Origin of the sequence: Sodalis sp. C49 (genome assembly GCF_046352915.1) — a bacterium.
GTDB lineage: Bacteria > Pseudomonadota > Gammaproteobacteria > Enterobacterales > Enterobacteriaceae > Acerihabitans.
In genome coordinates, this window is sequence record NZ_CP163303.1 from 4303720 (window position 1) to 4319847 (window position 16128).

The window sequence follows — 16128 nt, forward strand, 5'->3', positions numbered from 1 at the left end:
TAAGAAAATGGAAGAAACAAAACGCGGTTTTTGGTATGCCGACTGGTCGTTCCCGATTTTTGTCGGACTGCTTTCAGCCGGGATTTTTGCCGGGACCCATATGTACTATCTGTACGGCATCGGCGCCTTTAACGAGGTCGCCTTTGTCGCCATGCTGCGCACCGGTATCGATACCGGCGTTTACGGCGCGGTGGCCGCTTTCGGCGCCAGTTTCCTGTTTGCGCGCATTATCGAAGGATCCCTGGTGGGGATCCTGGATATCGGCGGCGCGCTGCAGACCGGGGTCGGCCTGGGCGTGCCGGCGCTGCTGCTGGGCGCGGGCATCAAATTTCCCCTGGAGAATTTCCTTGCCTCGCTGGCGACCGGCATGGTGCTGGGCCTGGCCATCGGCGGCCTGATTATCCTGGCGCGCAGATTCACCATTAACCAAAGCAACGCCACCTACGGGGCGGATGTCATGATGGGCGCGGGCAACGCATCGGGCCGTTTTCTCGGGCCGCTGATTATCCTGTCGGCCATTACCGCGTCGATCCCCATCGGCCTGGGATCCCTGGCCGGGGCATTGCTGTTTTATCTGTGGAATAAACCCATTACCGGCGGCGCCATCCTCGGCGCGATGCTGCTGGGCGCGTTTTTCCCGGTGGCTATTGCGTAACCTAACGCCCGCCGCCGGGACGCCATCACTGTGTTGATTATCCGGCCGCGCCACGGGGCGGCGGGCGGATAACATAAGGAGGACCCTTGGCACCCTTATATGATCTGATTATCCGGCAGGCCAGGCAGCCGGACGGCACCCTTGCCGATATCGCCGTGCTGGACGGGCGCATCGCCGCCGTAGGCGCCGTGCCGACTTCCGCCCGGCGCGAGATTAACCTGGGCGGGCGCTATTATGCCAGCGCCGGCTGGATTGATTCCCATGTCCATTGCTATCCCGCCTCGCCGATATACCATGACGAGCCGGATAAGGTGGGTATCGCCTGCGGCGTGACCACGGTGGTCGACGCCGGCAGCACCGGCGCCGACGCGGTGGACGATTTTTATCAATTGACCCGGGCGGCCAAAACCCGGGTGTATGCCCTGCTGAATATCGCGCGCACCGGCATCGTCACCCAGGATGAACTGGCGGATATGACGCGCATCGACAAAGCGCTGGCCGGTGAGGCGATTGCCCGTCATCGCGGTTTTATTATCGGTATCAAGGCCAGGATCAGCAGCAGCGTGGTGGGCGCCAACGGCGTCAAGCCCCTGCAGCGCGCCAAGGAAATCCAGCGGGAAAACGGCAACCTGCCGTTAATGGTGCATATCGGCAATAATCCGCCGGATCTCGGGCGCATCGTCGATCTGCTCGGCGCCGGGGATATTGTCACCCATTGTTATAACGGCAAGCCCAACCGCATCCTGACGCCCGCGGGCGAACTGCGCGCCTCGGTGCGCAAGGCGCTGCAACGCGGCGTGCGCCTGGATGTCGGCCATGGCACCGCCAGCTTCAGCTTCGAGGTGGCCCGCCTGGCGATAGCCCAGGGTATCTATCCCTATACCATCAGCTCCGATATCTACTGCCGCAACCGTATTGACGGGCCTGTACATAGCCTGGCGGCGGTGATGGCTAAATTTTTCACCCTCGGCATGACGCTCGCCCAGGTGATTGACTGTGTAACCCTGCATGCGGCCGATGCGCTGCGCCTGACCAAAAAAGGACGGCTTGTACCCGGCTGCGATGCGGATATAACCCTGTTTGACGTTCGCACCGCCCCCTGCGTGTTCACCGACGCCGAGGGACACTCCGTCACCGGGGAGCAGCAGTTGATCCCGCTGGCGGCGGTGGTGGCGGGCGTTTGTTTGTTAACGGACGAAGGAAAAACCTCCCATGTCTTCGATTTATGAAAAATATCAGCTGAAAGAAGTGATCAACGCCTCGGGCCGCATGACCCTGCTGGGCGTGTCCACACCCCGGCAGGATGTGGTCGACGCGGTCAATCTGGGCCTGAACCATTATTTTGAAATGAAGGATCTGGTGGATAAGACCGGCGCCTACCTGGCCGGTTTGCTGGGCGTTGAGAGCGCGGTTATCGTCTCCTGCGCCTCGGCGGGCATCGCCCAGTCGGTGGCGGCGTTTATCGTTAAGGACGACCTGAACCTGCTGGTGAACCTGCATGCCGCACCGCTGGCCGTGCCTCATGAAATAGTGCTGCCCAAGGGGCATAACGTGAATTTTGGCGCGCCGGTGGGCACCATGGTGGCGCTGGGCGGCGGTAAGGTGGTGGAGGCCGGTTATGCCAACGAGTGCTCCCCGGAGCAACTGGCGGCGGCCATCGGTCCGCAAACGGCGGCGGTGTTGTATATTAAATCGCACCATTGTGTGCAAAAGAGCATATTGTCCGTGGCGCAGGCCGCGGAAATCGCCCATAGCCGCCATCTGCCGCTGATTGTCGACGCCGCCGCCGAGGAAGATCTGGCGGTATATTACCGCCAGGGCGCCGACCTGGTGATCTACAGCGGCGCCAAAGCGCTCGAGGGACCGACCAGCGGGCTGGTTATCGGCAAAACGCAGGCGGTGGAGTGGGTCAAGCGGCAGGGCGGCGGCATCGGCCGGGCAATGAAGATCGGCAAGGAAGGCATACTGGGCCTGACCCAGGCCATCGAAAGCTATCTGGCGCGTGAAAAAGAGTCGGGCGGCGAGATGGTGGCCAAAATGACGCCGTTTATCGATCGGCTGAATACCCTGGCCGGCATCAGCGCGCGGGTGGTGTGGGATGGGGCGGGGCGCGACATCGCCCGCGCCGAAATCCATTTTGACGAGACGGTATTGGGCATCGCCACGGCGGATATCGTCTCGGCGTTGAAAATGGGCAATCCGGCGATTTATTTTCGCGGGTATAAGGCTAACGCGGGCATTATCGAGGTGGATGTGCGCAGCGTGACCCCGGTCCAGCTTGATATCATTTGTTCACGCATCAGTGAAATAGGAAAAGGATCCCGTTCATGAAATTAACCCCCAATTATTACCGCGACCGGGTTTGCCTGAACGTTCTGGCCGGCTCCAAAGAAAACGCGCGCGCCATCTACGAGGCGGCGGAAGGCCATGTGCTGGTTGGCGTCCTCTCGAAAAACTATCCCGACGTGCCGTCGGCCGTCGAGGATATGCGCGCCTACGCCGCCCTGATTGACAACGCGCTGTCGGTTGGCCTGGGAGCGGGCGATCCGAACCAGTCGGCGATGGTCGCCGCCATTGCCGGCGTCCTGCAGCCGCAGCACGTCAACCAGGTGTTTACCGGCGTCGGCGCCAGCCGCGCGCTGCTCGGCCAGACCGATACCCTGGTCAATGGCCTGGTGTCGCCCACCGGCCGGCCGGGGCTGGTGAAAATCTCCACCGGTCCGCTCAGCGCCAGGTCGCCCGACGGCATCGTTCCCGTTGAAACGGCCATCGCCCTGCTAAAAGACATGGGCGGCAGCTCCATTAAGTTTTTCCCCATGGGCGGGCTGGATCACCTGGATGAATACCGGGCGGTGGCGCTGGCCTGCGCGCGTCATGATTTTTATCTGGAACCGACCGGCGGCATCGATCTGGACAACTTCGCCCCGATCCTGCAGATCGCGCTGGACGCCGGGGTCAAACGCATCATTCCGCATATCTACAGCTCGATTATCGACAAAGAGACCGGCAATACCCGCCCCCAGGACGTGGCGACATTGCTGGCGCTGGTAAAAAAGCAGGTTGCATAAGCCATGGTGAGATTTCCTAACCAGCGACTGGCCAATATGTTCGACGCATTACAGGCGGAATCGCTGCCGCAGGAAGAGCTGGCCAGACGTTTTTCGGTATCGACCCGCACCGTGCGGGCCGATATCCAGGCGCTGAACGCCATCCTGTCCGGCCATGGCGCGCAGTTTGTTCTCAACCGCGGCAGCGGCTATCAGTTGAAAATCGACGACGAGCCGCTTTTTGCCTCGCTCTCCCGGCAGACGCCGCGCCAAAATCGCACGCCTCATTCCAGCGCCGAGCGTATCCCGGCGCTGATGGTACGCTTTTTAAGCTCGGCCTATGCCTTTAAGATGGAGGATGTGGCCGACGAATGGTATGTCAGCCGCGGCACGCTGCAAAGCGATATGGGCGAAGTGCGCGAACGGCTGTCGCGCTACGATCTGACCATCGAGACCAAACCCCGCCACGGCATGAAGCTGTTCGGCAAGGAAGCGTCCATCCGGGTGTGCCTGACCGATCTGATGTATTCCCTGTCGCTGGACGAGCATGACAGCTATCTGCTGGCCAGCGGCGAGCTGCCGTTCGATATTCTGCCGCGGCTGAAGCCGGCCTGGCACCAAAGCCTGGTGGCCAGCGGCATCAAGCTTACCGATGATGGCGAACAATATCTGGCCCTGTACAGCGCGGTGGCGGTCAAACGCATCCGGCAAGGTTACCCCCTGCCGGATTTCCCGATGGAGGAGGTGGACGAGGGGATTAAAACGGCGTCCGCGCAGCTGGTGCGCCTGATCGAACCGTTAACCGGCAAGGGCTTTTCGGCGGCGGAGGAAAATTACCTGCGCATCCATATTGCCGCGCGGCGGATACAGGACATCAATCCCTCGTCCATTAACGCCGACGACGACGAAACGCTGGTGGACTATATCCTCAGCTACATCAACAGCCACTATAACTATAACCTGCAAAACGACAGCCAGCTGCGCGCCGACCTGCTGACCCATATCAAGACCATGATCACCCGGGTGCGCTATCAAATCACCATTCCCAATCCGCTGCTGGCCAACATCAAGCAGCACTATCCCATGGCCTATGACGTGACGCTGGCGGCGGTAACCAGCTGGGGCAAATATACCCCGTATGTCATCAGTGAAAACGAGATAGGCTATCTGGTCCTGCATATCGGCGTCGGCCTGGAACGGCACTACAATATCGGCTACCAGCGCCATCCGCAGGCGCTGCTGGTCTGCGACAGCGGCAACTCGACGGTGCGCATGATCCAGGCGATGCTCAAGCGCAAATATCCGCAGATTGCCGTGACGCAGGTGATTTCATTACGGGAATATGACAAGCTGCCGGCGCTGGAGGAGGATTTTGTCATTTCCACCGTCAGGATCGGTGAAAAAAACAAACCGGTGATGGTGCTGGCGCCGTTCCCCAGCGACTATCAGCTCGAACAGCTGGGCAAACTGGTGCTGGTGGATCGCACCCGCCCTTATATGCTGGAAAAGTTCTTTTCTGAACAGCATTTTATGATTGTCGACCGGCCGCTGACCCAGCAGGCGCTGTTTAAGCAGGTATGCGGCCAGCTGAAGCGGGAAGGGGTTGTGGATAAAGATTTCTATCCCTCGGTGGTGGAGCGCGAGGCTATCGTCAGTACCCTGTTGGGCGACGGCATTGCGCTGCCGCATTCCCTGGGGCTGCTGGCCAGGCAGACGGTGATTTACACCATTCTGGCGCCGCAGGGCATAGCCTGGGGCGATAATGAAACCGCCTACGTGATTTTCCTGCTGGCGATCAATAAGACCGATTATGAAGAGGCGATGGCGATCTATGAGCTGTTCGTGACCTTCGTGCGCGAGCGCTCCATGCCCAGGCTGCGCGACAGCCGCGATTTCGCCGGCTTCAAGGCGGTGGCCATCGATAGCCTGAGCCGCGCGTGATCAGTCTTCGTCGAAACCGGCGTTAAACAGCTCGATCACCGCCGCCAGCGCCTGTATCTCATCCGGGCCGGTGGCCTCCACCTCGATCACCCGGCCTTTGGCCGAGTCCAGCATCAGCAGGGCGATAACGCTGCTGGCTTCCGCTTCGGTGCCGCTATCGTTGCGCAGCAACACCTCCGCGTCAAAGCTTTGCACCAGATCGAATAGCTTCATTGCCGGCCGGGCGTGCATGCCCAGGCGGTTCTTGATTTCCACCGTTTGTTTAACCGTCATGGTTTGCGCTTTTCCAGGGTGCGGTGCCGGGACTGGACGTTTTTACCGCGTGAACGGAAATAGTCCGCCAGCTGCTCGGCCACGTAGACCGAGCGGTGTTTGCCGCCGGTGCAGCCAATGGCCACGGTCAGGTAGCTGCGGTTATTGGTTTCCAGCATCGGCAACCATAACTCCAGGTAACTGCGGGTTTGATAGATAAAATTATGCACTTCGGTATGGCGGTCGAGAAAGGCCGCCACCGGCTTATCCAGCCCGGTCATCGGCCGCAGTTTGGGATCCCAGTGCGGGTTGGGCAGGAAACGCACGTCGAAAACATAATCGGCGTCGATGGGCAGGCCGTGCTTATAGCCGAAAGACTCGAACACGATGGTCAGCTCGCGCTCGCGTTTGCCCAGCAGCCGGGCACGCAGCATTTCCGCCAGCTCATGCACCGACATTTCCGTGGTATCGATAATCAGATCCGCGCGGGAGCGCAGCGGTTCCAGCAGTTCATTCTCTTCATCAATGGCGCTTTCCAGCGACAGGTTCTTGCTGGATAACGGATGCAGGCGCCGGGTATCGCTATACCGCCTGATGAGGGTGCTGCGATCGGCGTCGAGGAACAACAGCTGCGGCGAAAAGCTTTGCGGCAGGTTGTCCATGGCGTGCTCGAAAATCTCCGGCGTCTCGGGCATATTGCGCACATCAATGCTCACCGCGGCGGAGATATTCCGATCGGCCAGCGTATTGGCCAATTGCGGCAGCAGCACCACCGGCAGGTTATCGACGCAATAAAACCCCATATCTTCCAGCGCGCGCAGCGCGACTGATTTCCCTGAACCGGATCGACCGCTGACAATCATCAGCACCATGACGACTCCCCTCTGGTATTTTTATTGACCCATTGGCCACGCTTGCCGTAATCGCGCCAATGACTCCCCGCTGGTCGGTACAGCGCCGGGCAGGCAATCCGACCCGGCGCGTTAAGACCCGGCTTCCGTTTCCGTCATTATGGCATACAGCTCTTCATCGCTTTGCGCGGCGCGCAGGCGACGGCAGACCGTTTTATCGGCCAGGCGCTTGGCCACCAGGGCCAGGGTGTGCAAATGGGTTTTACACTGCTCGGCCGGCACCAATAGCGCAAACAGCAAATCCACCGGTTGGTTATCTATCGCATCAAAGGCAATGGGCTGCTCCAGGCGGATAAACACACCGACCGCGCGCAGGGTGTCTTCTTCCAGCTTGCCGTGCGGGATGGCGATACCGTTGCCGATACCGGTACTGCCCATGCGTTCACGGGTCAATACGGCCTCGAACACCACCTGCGGCGCCAGGTTGAGCTGCTTGGCCGCCAGCTCGCTGATAATTTCCAGCGCGCGCTTTTTGCTCTGGCAGTGGATGGAGCCGCGGGTGCACTCAAGGCTTAACACCGTGTTTATTTGCAAAGCTGTATCGTTAGTCATTTCATTTCACTTAAGGCGCTTGTTTCACCTTTAAGACTCATCGGCCCGTTATCGTACGGATAACGAGCCGATGTGAGGTTAGGTAGCGATAATGGCTACAGTGAATTCAGTACTGTTTCAGTTTCTCTTTATGTTTGTTCAACTGGCGCGTCAGCTTGTCGATCAGCAAATCGACGGCGGCATACATATCGTCCGCCTCTGACGTCGCGTGCAGCTCACCGCCGTTGACATGGATCGTCGCTTCGGCAATCTGCTGGACTTTTTCGATCTTCAGAACAATATATACCTGATTGATCCGGTCGAAGTATTGTTCCAGCTTGGAAAATTTCGTCGTCACGAAATCGCGCAAAGCATCGGTGATTTCAACGCGCTGTCCGGTAATATTCAGCTGCATAGTGTCTTCCTTCTCTGTAGAGGTCAAACCATTTGCTTACGCTGGTTTGACGGCGGGATGGACAAAGACTCTCGGTATTTTGCCACGGTTCGCCGCGCCACCATAATGCCCTGATCGGAAAGCAGGGTGGTCAGCTTGCTATCGCTTAGCGGCTTCGCCGGGTTTTCCGCGGCGATTAATTTTCTCACCAGCGCACGAATGGCCGTAGAAGACGCTTCGCCTCCCCCCTCGGTATTGACGTGGCTGGAGAAAAAATATTTCAGTTCAAAAATGCCGCGCGGGCTGTGCAGATATTTTTGCGTCGTGACGCGGGATATCGTCGATTCATGCATCTCCACCGCCTGGGCGATATCCGCCAGCACCATGGGCCGCATATACTCTTCTCCCTGATCGAAAAACGCCTGTTGCTGCTCCACGATGCAGCGGGTCACTTTTAACAGCGTGTCATTACGACTTTCCAGGCTTTTGATCAACCAGCGCGCTTCCTGCAGATGGCTGCGGATAAATTGTCCGTCCGAGTCATTGCGGGTGGTATTGCCGAGCGCGGCGTATTGCTGGTTGATTTTAAGATTGGGAATGCTGTCGGTATTGAGCTCCACCGTCCAGCGATTATGCACCTTGCGCACCAGGACGTCCGGGATGACATATTGCGATTCGGTGGTGTTGATTGACTGGCCGGGCCGGGGATCGAGGGATTGGATCAGCGCCATGGCGGATTTCAGCACGTCTTCCTTTAGGCGGGTGGACCGCAGCAGGCTGCGGAAATCATGGCTGGCCAGCAGATCGAGATAGTCGCTGACGATAAGCCTGGCTTCGTTCAGGTAAGGGAAATCCTTCGACAGCTGCGATAGCTGGATCAGCAGGCAATCCCGCAGATCCCGCGCCGCCACGCCCACCGGATCAAAGCGCTGCACGCGTTTTAATACCGCTTCCACTTCGTCCATGGTGACGCTGTCGTCGCCGATGCACTCGAGGATATCTTCCAGCGGCACCGTCAGGTAACCGGTTTCATCCACCGCGTCGACAATGGAGGTGGCAATGGCGATATCGGTATCGGAAAACGGCGTCAGCTCCACCTGCCACATCAGATAATCCTGCAGGGTCTGGATGGTCTCGCCCTGGTAAATCGGCAGTTCTTCGTCGCGGTAGTCGGTGCCGGTGCCCGAAGGCGTGCCCGCCGAGTACATTTCGTCCCAGGTGGCGTCCAGCGGCAGTTCTTCCGGCATGTCCTTCTGCTCCATCGCCTCGCGGGTATCAAGCGATTCGCTGTCGGGTACGTCGTGTGAGTCTATTTCTTCATGGACATCGGTTTGCTCAAGTAAGGGGTTGCTTTCCAGCGCGGTTTGAATCTCCTGCTGAAGTTCAAGCGTAGACAGTTGCAGCAGGCGTATTGCTTGCTGTAACTGCGGAGTCATGGCGAGTTGCTGACTAAACCTGAGTTGCAAACCTTGCTTCATATAATGCGTCAATTAACCTCTTGGGGCTTTCACTTCAGGACACCTTATCAGAGGCGGAACTCTTCGCCCAGATAAACACGCTTCACCTGCTCGTCCTGAAGGATTTCGGCGGGTGTGCCATGGGCGATAAGATGTCCCTGGCTTACGATATAGGCGCGCTCGCAGACGTCCAATGTTTCGCGTACGTTATGATCGGTAATCAGCACGCCCAGGCCGCTATCGCGCAGATGTTCAATGATTTTCTTGATATCGATGACGGAAATCGGGTCGACGCCGGCAAAAGGCTCGTCAAGCAGGATGAATTTGGGGTTGGCCGCCAGGGCGCGGGCAATTTCCACCCGCCGCCGTTCGCCGCCGGATAATGATTGCCCCAGGTTATCGCGCAGATGGGCGATATGGAATTCTTCCATCAGCGCATTGGCGCGGTCGTCGCGCTGCGAAGCGCTGAGATCGTTTCTGATCTGCAATACCGCCATCAGGTTATCAAACACGCTCAGGCGGCGGAAAATCGACGCTTCCTGCGGCAGGTAGCCGATGCCGCGCCGGGCGCGGGTATGCAACGGCAGCAGGCTGATATCGTCGTCATCGATAATAATGCGCCCGGCGTCGCGCTGGATGATGCCGACCACCATGTAGAACGTGGTGGTCTTGCCGGCCCCGTTCGGCCCCAGCAACCCGACGATTTCCCCTGAGCTGACCTTGAGGCTGACGTCTTCCACCACATGTCGGCCCTTGTAGGCTTTAGCCAGGTTTTCTGCGATTAATGTTGCCATGGGTTCAATTACTCTTATTTAGTGCCGGATTTGGGCGCCTTGGGCGCTGAGGACGCTTTGGGTGCCGCGCCCGCCGGGTTCTTATCCTGCAGCTGGGATGGCACCAATACGGTGGTGACCCGTTTGCCCTTGTCGCTGAAGGCTTCCATTTGCTGTTGTTTCACCAGGTAGGTGATGCGATCGCCCTTGACGTTGCTGTCGAGCTGTTCGAGATAAGCGTCGCCGGTCAGCACCACAAAATCGTTGGCCAGCTCATAGCGGACCTTTTGCGCATGGCCCTTCACCGGCTTGCCGTTGTCCTGCATCTGGTAAAACGTCACCGGATTGCCGTAACCCTCGACCACTTCCTTGCCCTGTTCGCCGTTGGGGCGGGTGATGACCACTTTGTCCGCCCGGATGTCGATGGAGCCTTGTTTGACCACCACCGTACCGGTAAGGGTGACGACATTGGTCTGCATATCGACGGCCTGCTGCTCGGAATCAATATTGATCGGCTGGTCGGTATCGCCGGTCAGCGCCAGGGCATTGGCGCTCGCCAGCAGCAGCGCGCCGGCCGCAAAAACGTAACAGATGTTATTTTGGATTTTGGATTTCATAAGAGGTCTTAACCTTTTCAATCAGCTCGGCAGTCTTGTTCCGCAGGTTTCCGCGCATTTTCATGCCTTTAGAGTTAAATCCGATGCCATATAGGGTCACCTCGTCATCGGAGGAAACATCCTGCGTAACAAGATTCACCACCGCGTTATCGGTTCTGATACGCTGCAGTTGTGAGGTTTCGGTCAGACTGTCAACCTGAACATGGCCGTATAAATAAAGCATTTTATCATTGGTCAGCTTGGCCCGATCGGACCGGACTGTCCAGGTGGCGACTTTATTCTCATCGTACATCGTCGCCACCGGCTGGGTAAACCAGCTAATCTGCTCGACGGCGAAGTGCTCGACGTGCTCGGAAATCAAGCGATAATTCATGGCGCCCAACGGATTGTATACCAGGGTAATGGTATGTTCGCTCTGGTAGGTGGGTTCGCCGGCATCGGGCGCCGCCGCGTTCTGGCTGCCGTCGTTATCGGTCAGGTTCAGGCCGATTAACACCAGGACCACCAATACCAGCAGTAGGGTGACCCACCATCTTGTTTTACTCATACCGACTGCCCTTTGGCATCATCAAGCTTTCCTTGCGCCAGCAGAATTAAATCGCAGATTTCGCGAACCGCGCCGCGACCGCCGGCGATATGCGTCACATAATCGGCCAGCGGCAGCAACAAAGGATGCGCGTCCGCCACGGCGACGCTTAATCCCACCCGCGACATCACCGGCCAATCAATAAGATCATCGCCGATATACGCGGCCTGATCCGCTGTTAAAGATAGTTTAACCAATAGATCCTCAAAGGCCAAAAGCTTATCCGACCGGCCCTGGTAGAGATGGGAGATCCCCAGGGTACGCGCGCGATCTTCCACCAGTTGGGCGGACCGGCCGGTAATAATAGCGACCTCGATGCCGGATGTCAGTAAGCATCGGATGCCGTAGCCGTCGCGGACGTTAAACGCCTTGAGCTCCTCGCCCTGGTTGCCTTGGTAGATAAAGCCGTCCGACAGGACGCCGTCCACGTCGCACACCAGCAGCCGGATATCCCGGGCGCATTGCAGTATCCGCTGGTCGACCGGGCCGTAACAGGTCTCGATAAGGGTGGTCTCTTGCATGGCGGGTTTCCTTGTTAAATAACGCCGGCTCGCAGCATATCATGCATATGCACCACGCCCATAAGCCGGTTCTGGTCGGCCACCAGCACCGAGGTGATATGGCGCGACTGCATCAGGTTAAGGGCGTCGACCGCCAGGGTATTGGGCGTCACCCGGATACCGCCGGCGGTCATCAGGTCGGCGATGCGCGCCTGGTTTAAATCCACGCCCATATCGAACACCCGGCGCAAGTCGCCGTCGGTAAAAATGCCGGCGATATTCAGCTTATCGTCGCATATCACCGTCATGCCGAGATTTTTACGCGTGATTTCCAGCAGGGCGTCGCGTAATGACGCATCCCGCGGCGTCACCGGGATTTCTTCGCCGCTGTGCATGATATCGGTCACCCGCAGCAATAGTTTACGGCCCAGCGCGCCGCCGGGGTGGGACAGGGCGAAGTCTTCGGGGGTAAAGCCGCGGGCCTGCAGCAGCGCCACCGCCAGCGCGTCGCCCATCACCAGGGCGGCGGTGGTGCTGGTGGTGGGAGCCAGGCCCAGCGGGCACGCTTCCAGGGGCACGTGGACGCAGATATGGATATCCGCCGCCTTGCCCATGGCGCTGGCCGGATTGCCGGTCATGCAAATAAGCGGGATCTGCAGGCGCTTGAGCACCGGAATCAGCGCCAGGATTTCATTGGATTCGCCTGAGTTGGACAAGGCGATGACGATGTCCTGGGCCGATACCATGCCCAGATCGCCATGGCTGGCCTCGCCGGGATGGACAAAAAAGGAGGGCGTGCCGGTGCTGGCGAAGGTCGCCGCCATCTTGCGGCCGATATGGCCGGATTTGCCCATCCCCATCACCACGACTTTGCCGCTGCAATAAAATATTTTTTCGCACGCGCGGCGAAAATCGTCGTTGATATATTGATCAAGCTGCGCCAGGCCTTCACGCTCGGCGGCGAGTACCTGTTTACCTGCTGCCGGGAAATCAAAATCCGGCGCTAACGACAAATGTGACATAACGTATCCTGATGCGCCCGGCAGCGTCCGCGGGCTAAATAAACAACACCGTAACATAGGCGGCAAAACCACATAATAACAGAGCGCCCATGCCAGAGTTGATCCTACGGCGCTTTCCCAGGCAAAAGGCGGTTAATATAATGCTTGCCGCCAGCATAACCCAATAATCGCGGGTAAACGCCAGCGGATTGAACCGGCCGGGCGAAAGCAGGGCCGGCACGCCCAGCACCAGCAGGCTATTGACGATATTGGAACCGATGAGATTGCCCAGGGCAATATCGTTTTCCCCTTTCAGGGCGCCGGCGATAACGGTTGCCAGTTCGGGCAGGCTGGTGCCGAAGGCCACCACCGTCAGGCCGATCACCAACTCGCTTACCCCCAGATGCCGGGCCACCACGCCCGCGTTATCAATCACCATATGCGCCGATATGGGCATGATGATAAAGGCCAGCGCCAGCCACAGCACCGCCACGGTTGTGCCGCTATCCGGCGTGTCCTGCGGCAGCTCAGCCAGCCGTTCGCGGGTCAGGCTGTCGTTGCCGGCGCTCTGCGCCCGGCGGGTCAGGGCGATCATGGCGGCAATATACCCTATCGCCGCCAGCAACAGTATTATACCATCCAGGCGGCCCAGAGCGCGATCCGCCAGCGCCAGGCCGCACAGCGCGGTGGCGAGCAGCAGCAGCGGCAGCTCGCGCCGCACGATGTCCGAATGGAAGGCCATGGGGCGGATCAGCGCCGCGCCGCCGACGATCAATAAACTATTGATCACATTGGAACCAAGGATATTGCCCACGGTCATATCGAGTTGGTGATTCAGCGCGGCGGTCACCGCGATCAGCAGTTCGGGCAGGGACGTGCCCAATGCGACGATGGTGCAGCCTACCAGCCAGGGCGCCATACCCAGCGACCGGCCGATCACGGCAGCACTGTAAACCAATCTATCCGCGCCATAAACCAGTAGAATAAGACCAATAACTAATAATGACGTGGCAAAAAACATATGAAGTCCTTGATGTGAAAGAATCCTGGGCCGCCGTCGCCACCGCCGCTTCCCGGGCGGAAGGGTAAGGATGCCGGCAACCGGCGCGCGTCTTAATTTTGACTGCCCGCGGGCCAAAAGTAAAACATCGGCTATTGATCCTATCTTACCGCCGCCAGGGTAATTTTATGTAAAAGTTCGATGAATCGGTCCTATTGCTTTAATATCTAGGGCAATGGGCTTTAAGTGGGCAAGATATGGGCAGTAATGACATGAACCAGACGGAGCATTTGGTCGATATCCGCGGATTGAGCTTCCGGCGCGGCAATCGGCCGATATTCGACAACATCACCCTGCAGGTGCCGCGGGGAAAGATCACCGCGATCATGGGGCCGTCGGGTATCGGTAAAACCACCCTGTTACGCCTGATTGGCGGCCAGCTGCCGCCCGACAGCGGCGAAATTTGGTTTGACGGCGACAATATTCCCTCCTTATCGCGCGGACGGCTATACGAGGTGCGCAAAAAAATCAGCATGCTGTTCCAGTCCGGCGCCCTGTTTACCGATATCAACGTGTTTGAAAACGTGGCGTTCCCCCTGCGGCAGCACACGCGGCTGCCGGAAGAAGTGCTGCGCACCACCGTGATGATGAAACTCGAGGCGGTGGGGCTGCGCGGGGCCGCGTCGCTGATGCCTTCCGAACTCTCGGGCGGCATGGCCAGGCGCGCCGCGCTGGCCCGCGCCATCGCCCTCGACCCGGAACTGATTATGTTTGACGAGCCTTTCGTCGGGCAGGACCCCATTACCATGGGCGTGCTGGTCAAACTTATCGATGAATTGAACCACGCGCTGGGCGTCACCTGCATCGTGGTCTCCCATGACGTGCCGGAGGTATTGAGCATCGCCGATTACGCTTACATCGTGGCCGAGCAGCATGTTATCGCGGAAGGAACGCCGGCCGAGCTGCGCGCCAACCAGGATCCGCGGGTGCGGCAGTTCCTGGACGGCATCGCCGATGGTCCGGTGCCGTTTCATTTCCCCGCCAGAGATTATAAAACACAGCTTTTAGGTTCAGGGAGTTGACCGAGCCATGCTACTACAACAAGCATTAGCGTCCTTTGGACGCCGGGGCATCAGCGTCTGCCATACTTTCGGGCGGTCAGGCGTGATGTTATTTAACGCGCTGGTGGGCAAACCCGCCTTCCGGCAGCAGTGGCCGCTGTTGATAAAGCAGCTCTACAGCGTCGGGGTACAATCGTTAATCATTATTATTGTGTCGGGGTTGTTTATCGGCATGGTGCTGGGGCTGCAGGGCTATATTATCCTGACCACCTACAGCGCCGAGGCCAGCCTGGGCATGATGGTGGCGTTGTCGCTGCTGCGCGAGCTGGGCCCGGTGGTGACCGCGCTGCTGTTCGCCGGGCGCGCCGGGTCGGCGCTGACCGCCGAAATCGGGTTGATGAAGGCCACCGAGCAGTTGTCCAGCCTGGAGATGATGGCGGTCGATCCGCTGCGGCGCATCGTGGCGCCCCGTTTTTGGGCCGGCGTCATCAGCATGCCGCTGCTGACGGCCATTTTTGTCGCGGTGGGCATTTGGGGCGGCGGCATAGTGGGGGTGGACTGGAAGGGGATCGACAACGGTTATTTCTGGTCCGCCATGCAAGGCGCGGTGGATTGGCACCAGGATTTGGTGAATTGTCTGATTAAGAGCGTGGTTTTCGCCATTACGGTCACCTGGATCGCGCTGTTTAACGGTTATGATGCGATCCCGACGTCGGAGGGGATTAGCCGCGCGACCACCAGAACGGTCGTCCATGCGTCCCTGGCGGTGTTGGGACTGGATTTTGTGCTGACAGCACTGATGTTTGGGAAGTGAGTTAATGCAAACGAAAAAGAGTGAAATCTGGGTCGGCGTTTTTATGATCATCGCCCTGTGCGCCGTTATTTTCCTGTGCCTGAAAGTGGCGGATATCCGCTCGATGGGCAGCGTGTCCACCTACCGTATTTCGGCCACTTTCGATAATATCGGCGGCCTGAAGGTGCGTTCGCCGGTCAAAGTGGGCGGCGTGGTGGTAGGCCGGGTGGCGGAGATTACCCTCGACCCGAAAACCTATGCGCCCAGGGTATCGATGGACATCGAGGACACCTACAATCATATCCCCGATACCAGCTCCCTGGCGATCCGCACCTCGGGCCTGCTGGGCGAACAATACCTGGCGCTGAACATCGGCTTCGAGGACCCGGATATGGGAACGTCTATCCTTAAGGATGGCGGTATTATTCAGGATACCAAATCAGCCTTGGTGCTGGAGGACCTGATCGGCCAGTTCCTGTACAAAAGCGGCGACAAACCCGCGCCTGTTTCCGGCGACAACGGGCCCGCCCCGACCAGCGGCGCGGCCCACGCACCTGCATCCGCCGACGGCAACGCCCCCGCGGCGGCGGCAAAATAAGAGGATAATGT

At 58.8% G+C, this 16128-nt stretch carries 19 protein-coding genes; 8 read left to right on the forward strand and 11 right to left on the reverse strand.

Going from position 1 to position 16128, the window contains the following annotated elements; genetic code table 11:
- Positions 1-7: 7 nt before the first annotated feature.
- The 5 genes from ABUK12_RS19415 (at position 8) to ABUK12_RS19435 (ending at position 5643) form a co-directional block, all read left to right on the forward strand.
- On the forward strand, positions 8-655 hold the full coding sequence (locus tag ABUK12_RS19415) for a DUF4310 family protein (RefSeq protein WP_410013347.1): 648 nt from the start codon (positions 8-10) through the stop codon (positions 653-655).
- A gap of 86 nt (positions 656-741) precedes the next feature.
- Positions 742-1884: an amidohydrolase/deacetylase family metallohydrolase gene (locus ABUK12_RS19420; RefSeq protein ID WP_410013348.1), complete on the forward strand. Its 1143-nt coding sequence runs from the start codon at positions 742-744 to the stop codon at positions 1882-1884.
- Positions 1868-2986 (forward strand): DgaE family pyridoxal phosphate-dependent ammonia lyase, encoded by a 1119-nt coding sequence (locus ABUK12_RS19425; RefSeq protein ID WP_410013349.1) that lies wholly within the window; start codon positions 1868-1870, stop codon positions 2984-2986. Before ABUK12_RS19420 ends, ABUK12_RS19425 begins: the two co-directional genes overlap by 17 nt.
- Entirely contained in the window at positions 2983-3723 is a 741-nt protein-coding gene (gene dagF, locus ABUK12_RS19430) for a 2-dehydro-3-deoxy-phosphogluconate aldolase (protein ID WP_410013350.1), read from the forward strand. The genes ABUK12_RS19425 and dagF overlap by 4 nt, the downstream gene beginning before the upstream one ends.
- A 6-nt stretch (positions 3724-3729) precedes the next feature.
- A complete protein-coding gene (locus tag ABUK12_RS19435) occupies positions 3730-5643 on the forward strand; it encodes a BglG family transcription antiterminator (protein ID WP_410016721.1) in 1914 nt (637 codons plus the stop codon).
- Here ABUK12_RS19435 and npr read toward each other — a convergent pair whose 3' ends face one another.
- The 11 genes from npr to ABUK12_RS19490 all read right to left on the reverse strand — a co-directional run bounded on the left by npr (position 5644) and on the right by ABUK12_RS19490 (position 13686).
- Positions 5644-5916 carry a PTS phosphocarrier protein NPr gene (gene npr / locus ABUK12_RS19440; RefSeq protein ID WP_410013351.1) on the reverse strand — a complete coding sequence of 91 codons (273 nt, stop codon included), beginning with the start codon at positions 5914-5916 and terminating at the stop codon, positions 5644-5646.
- On the reverse strand, positions 5913-6767 hold the full coding sequence (rapZ, locus tag ABUK12_RS19445) for an RNase adapter RapZ (protein ID WP_410013352.1): 855 nt from the start codon (positions 6765-6767) through the stop codon (positions 5913-5915). Before rapZ ends, npr begins: the two co-directional genes overlap by 4 nt.
- A 111-nt stretch (positions 6768-6878) precedes the next feature.
- Positions 6879-7358: a PTS IIA-like nitrogen regulatory protein PtsN gene (gene ptsN / locus ABUK12_RS19450; RefSeq protein WP_410013353.1), complete on the reverse strand. Its 480-nt coding sequence runs from the start codon at positions 7356-7358 to the stop codon at positions 6879-6881.
- A 106-nt stretch (positions 7359-7464) separates the two neighbouring features.
- A complete protein-coding gene (gene hpf / locus ABUK12_RS19455; protein ID WP_162366255.1) occupies positions 7465-7752 on the reverse strand; it encodes a ribosome hibernation promoting factor in 288 nt (95 codons plus the stop codon).
- A 23-nt stretch (positions 7753-7775) separates the two neighbouring features.
- Positions 7776-9209 carry an RNA polymerase factor sigma-54 gene (gene rpoN, locus ABUK12_RS19460; protein ID WP_410013354.1) on the reverse strand — a complete coding sequence of 478 codons (1434 nt, stop codon included), beginning with the start codon at positions 9207-9209 and terminating at the stop codon, positions 7776-7778.
- 47 nt (positions 9210-9256) lie between these two features.
- Positions 9257-9982, reverse strand: coding sequence for an LPS export ABC transporter ATP-binding protein (gene lptB, locus ABUK12_RS19465; RefSeq protein ID WP_410013355.1), 726 nt, complete (start codon positions 9980-9982; stop codon positions 9257-9259).
- A 14-nt stretch (positions 9983-9996) separates the two neighbouring features.
- Positions 9997-10578: a lipopolysaccharide ABC transporter substrate-binding protein LptA gene (gene lptA / locus ABUK12_RS19470; protein ID WP_410013356.1), complete on the reverse strand. Its 582-nt coding sequence runs from the start codon at positions 10576-10578 to the stop codon at positions 9997-9999.
- Positions 10556-11125 carry an LPS export ABC transporter periplasmic protein LptC gene (gene lptC / locus ABUK12_RS19475; protein ID WP_410013357.1) on the reverse strand — a complete coding sequence of 190 codons (570 nt, stop codon included), beginning with the start codon at positions 11123-11125 and terminating at the stop codon, positions 10556-10558. The genes lptA and lptC overlap by 23 nt, the downstream gene beginning before the upstream one ends.
- Positions 11122-11685 (reverse strand): 3-deoxy-manno-octulosonate-8-phosphatase KdsC, encoded by a 564-nt coding sequence (gene kdsC / locus ABUK12_RS19480; protein ID WP_410013358.1) that lies wholly within the window; start codon positions 11683-11685, stop codon positions 11122-11124. Before kdsC ends, lptC begins: the two co-directional genes overlap by 4 nt.
- 14 nt (positions 11686-11699) lie before the next feature.
- The gene (kdsD, locus tag ABUK12_RS19485; RefSeq protein ID WP_410013359.1) at positions 11700-12686 is read right to left on the reverse strand and encodes an arabinose-5-phosphate isomerase KdsD; all 987 of its coding nucleotides are present in this window, start codon (positions 12684-12686) and stop codon (positions 11700-11702) included.
- A 34-nt stretch (positions 12687-12720) separates the two neighbouring features.
- Positions 12721-13686 (reverse strand): calcium/sodium antiporter, encoded by a 966-nt coding sequence (locus ABUK12_RS19490; protein WP_410013360.1) that lies wholly within the window; start codon positions 13684-13686, stop codon positions 12721-12723.
- 251 nt (positions 13687-13937) lie between these two features.
- Between ABUK12_RS19490 and mlaF the strand changes: the two genes are divergently transcribed.
- The 3 genes from mlaF to mlaD are packed head-to-tail and all read left to right on the forward strand — an operon-like array spanning position 13938 to position 16117.
- Complete coding sequence (gene mlaF, locus ABUK12_RS19495; RefSeq protein ID WP_410016722.1) at positions 13938-14747, forward strand: phospholipid ABC transporter ATP-binding protein MlaF; 810 nt, start codon at positions 13938-13940, stop codon at positions 14745-14747.
- Between the two features lie 7 nt (positions 14748-14754).
- The gene (gene mlaE / locus ABUK12_RS19500; protein ID WP_410013361.1) at positions 14755-15540 is read left to right on the forward strand and encodes a lipid asymmetry maintenance ABC transporter permease subunit MlaE; all 786 of its coding nucleotides are present in this window, start codon (positions 14755-14757) and stop codon (positions 15538-15540) included.
- Positions 15541-15544: 4 nt separating this feature from the next.
- Positions 15545-16117 carry an outer membrane lipid asymmetry maintenance protein MlaD gene (gene mlaD, locus ABUK12_RS19505; protein WP_410013362.1) on the forward strand — a complete coding sequence of 191 codons (573 nt, stop codon included), beginning with the start codon at positions 15545-15547 and terminating at the stop codon, positions 16115-16117.
- Positions 16118-16128: the final 11 nt, after the last annotated feature.

Coding starts and splice junctions, on each gene's coding strand:
- ABUK12_RS19415 (WP_410013347.1), top strand. CDS start 8: ATGGAAGAAACAAAACGCGGTTTTTGGTATGCCGACTGGTCGTTCCCG.
- ABUK12_RS19425 (WP_410013349.1), top strand. CDS start 1,868: ATGTCTTCGATTTATGAAAAATATCAGCTGAAAGAAGTGATCAACGCC.
- dagF (WP_410013350.1), top strand. CDS start 2,983: ATGAAATTAACCCCCAATTATTACCGCGACCGGGTTTGCCTGAACGTT.
- npr (WP_410013351.1), bottom strand. CDS start 5,916: ATGACGGTTAAACAAACGGTGGAAATCAAGAACCGCCTGGGCATGCAC.
- rapZ (WP_410013352.1), bottom strand. CDS start 6,767: ATGGTGCTGATGATTGTCAGCGGTCGATCCGGTTCAGGGAAATCAGTC.
- ptsN (WP_410013353.1), bottom strand. CDS start 7,358: ATGACTAACGATACAGCTTTGCAAATAAACACGGTGTTAAGCCTTGAG.
- hpf (WP_162366255.1), bottom strand. CDS start 7,752: ATGCAGCTGAATATTACCGGACAGCGCGTTGAAATCACCGATGCTTTG.
- rpoN (WP_410013354.1), bottom strand. CDS start 9,209: ATGAAGCAAGGTTTGCAACTCAGGTTTAGTCAGCAACTCGCCATGACT.
- lptB (WP_410013355.1), bottom strand. CDS start 9,982: ATGGCAACATTAATCGCAGAAAACCTGGCTAAAGCCTACAAGGGCCGA.
- lptA (WP_410013356.1), bottom strand. CDS start 10,578: ATGAAATCCAAAATCCAAAATAACATCTGTTACGTTTTTGCGGCCGGC.
- lptC (WP_410013357.1), bottom strand. CDS start 11,125: ATGAGTAAAACAAGATGGTGGGTCACCCTACTGCTGGTATTGGTGGTC.
- kdsC (WP_410013358.1), bottom strand. CDS start 11,685: ATGCAAGAGACCACCCTTATCGAGACCTGTTACGGCCCGGTCGACCAG.
- kdsD (WP_410013359.1), bottom strand. CDS start 12,686: ATGTCACATTTGTCGTTAGCGCCGGATTTTGATTTCCCGGCAGCAGGT.
- ABUK12_RS19490 (WP_410013360.1), bottom strand. CDS start 13,686: ATGTTTTTTGCCACGTCATTATTAGTTATTGGTCTTATTCTACTGGTT.
- mlaF (WP_410016722.1), top strand. CDS start 13,938: ATGAACCAGACGGAGCATTTGGTCGATATCCGCGGATTGAGCTTCCGG.
- mlaE (WP_410013361.1), top strand. CDS start 14,755: ATGCTACTACAACAAGCATTAGCGTCCTTTGGACGCCGGGGCATCAGC.
- mlaD (WP_410013362.1), top strand. CDS start 15,545: ATGCAAACGAAAAAGAGTGAAATCTGGGTCGGCGTTTTTATGATCATC.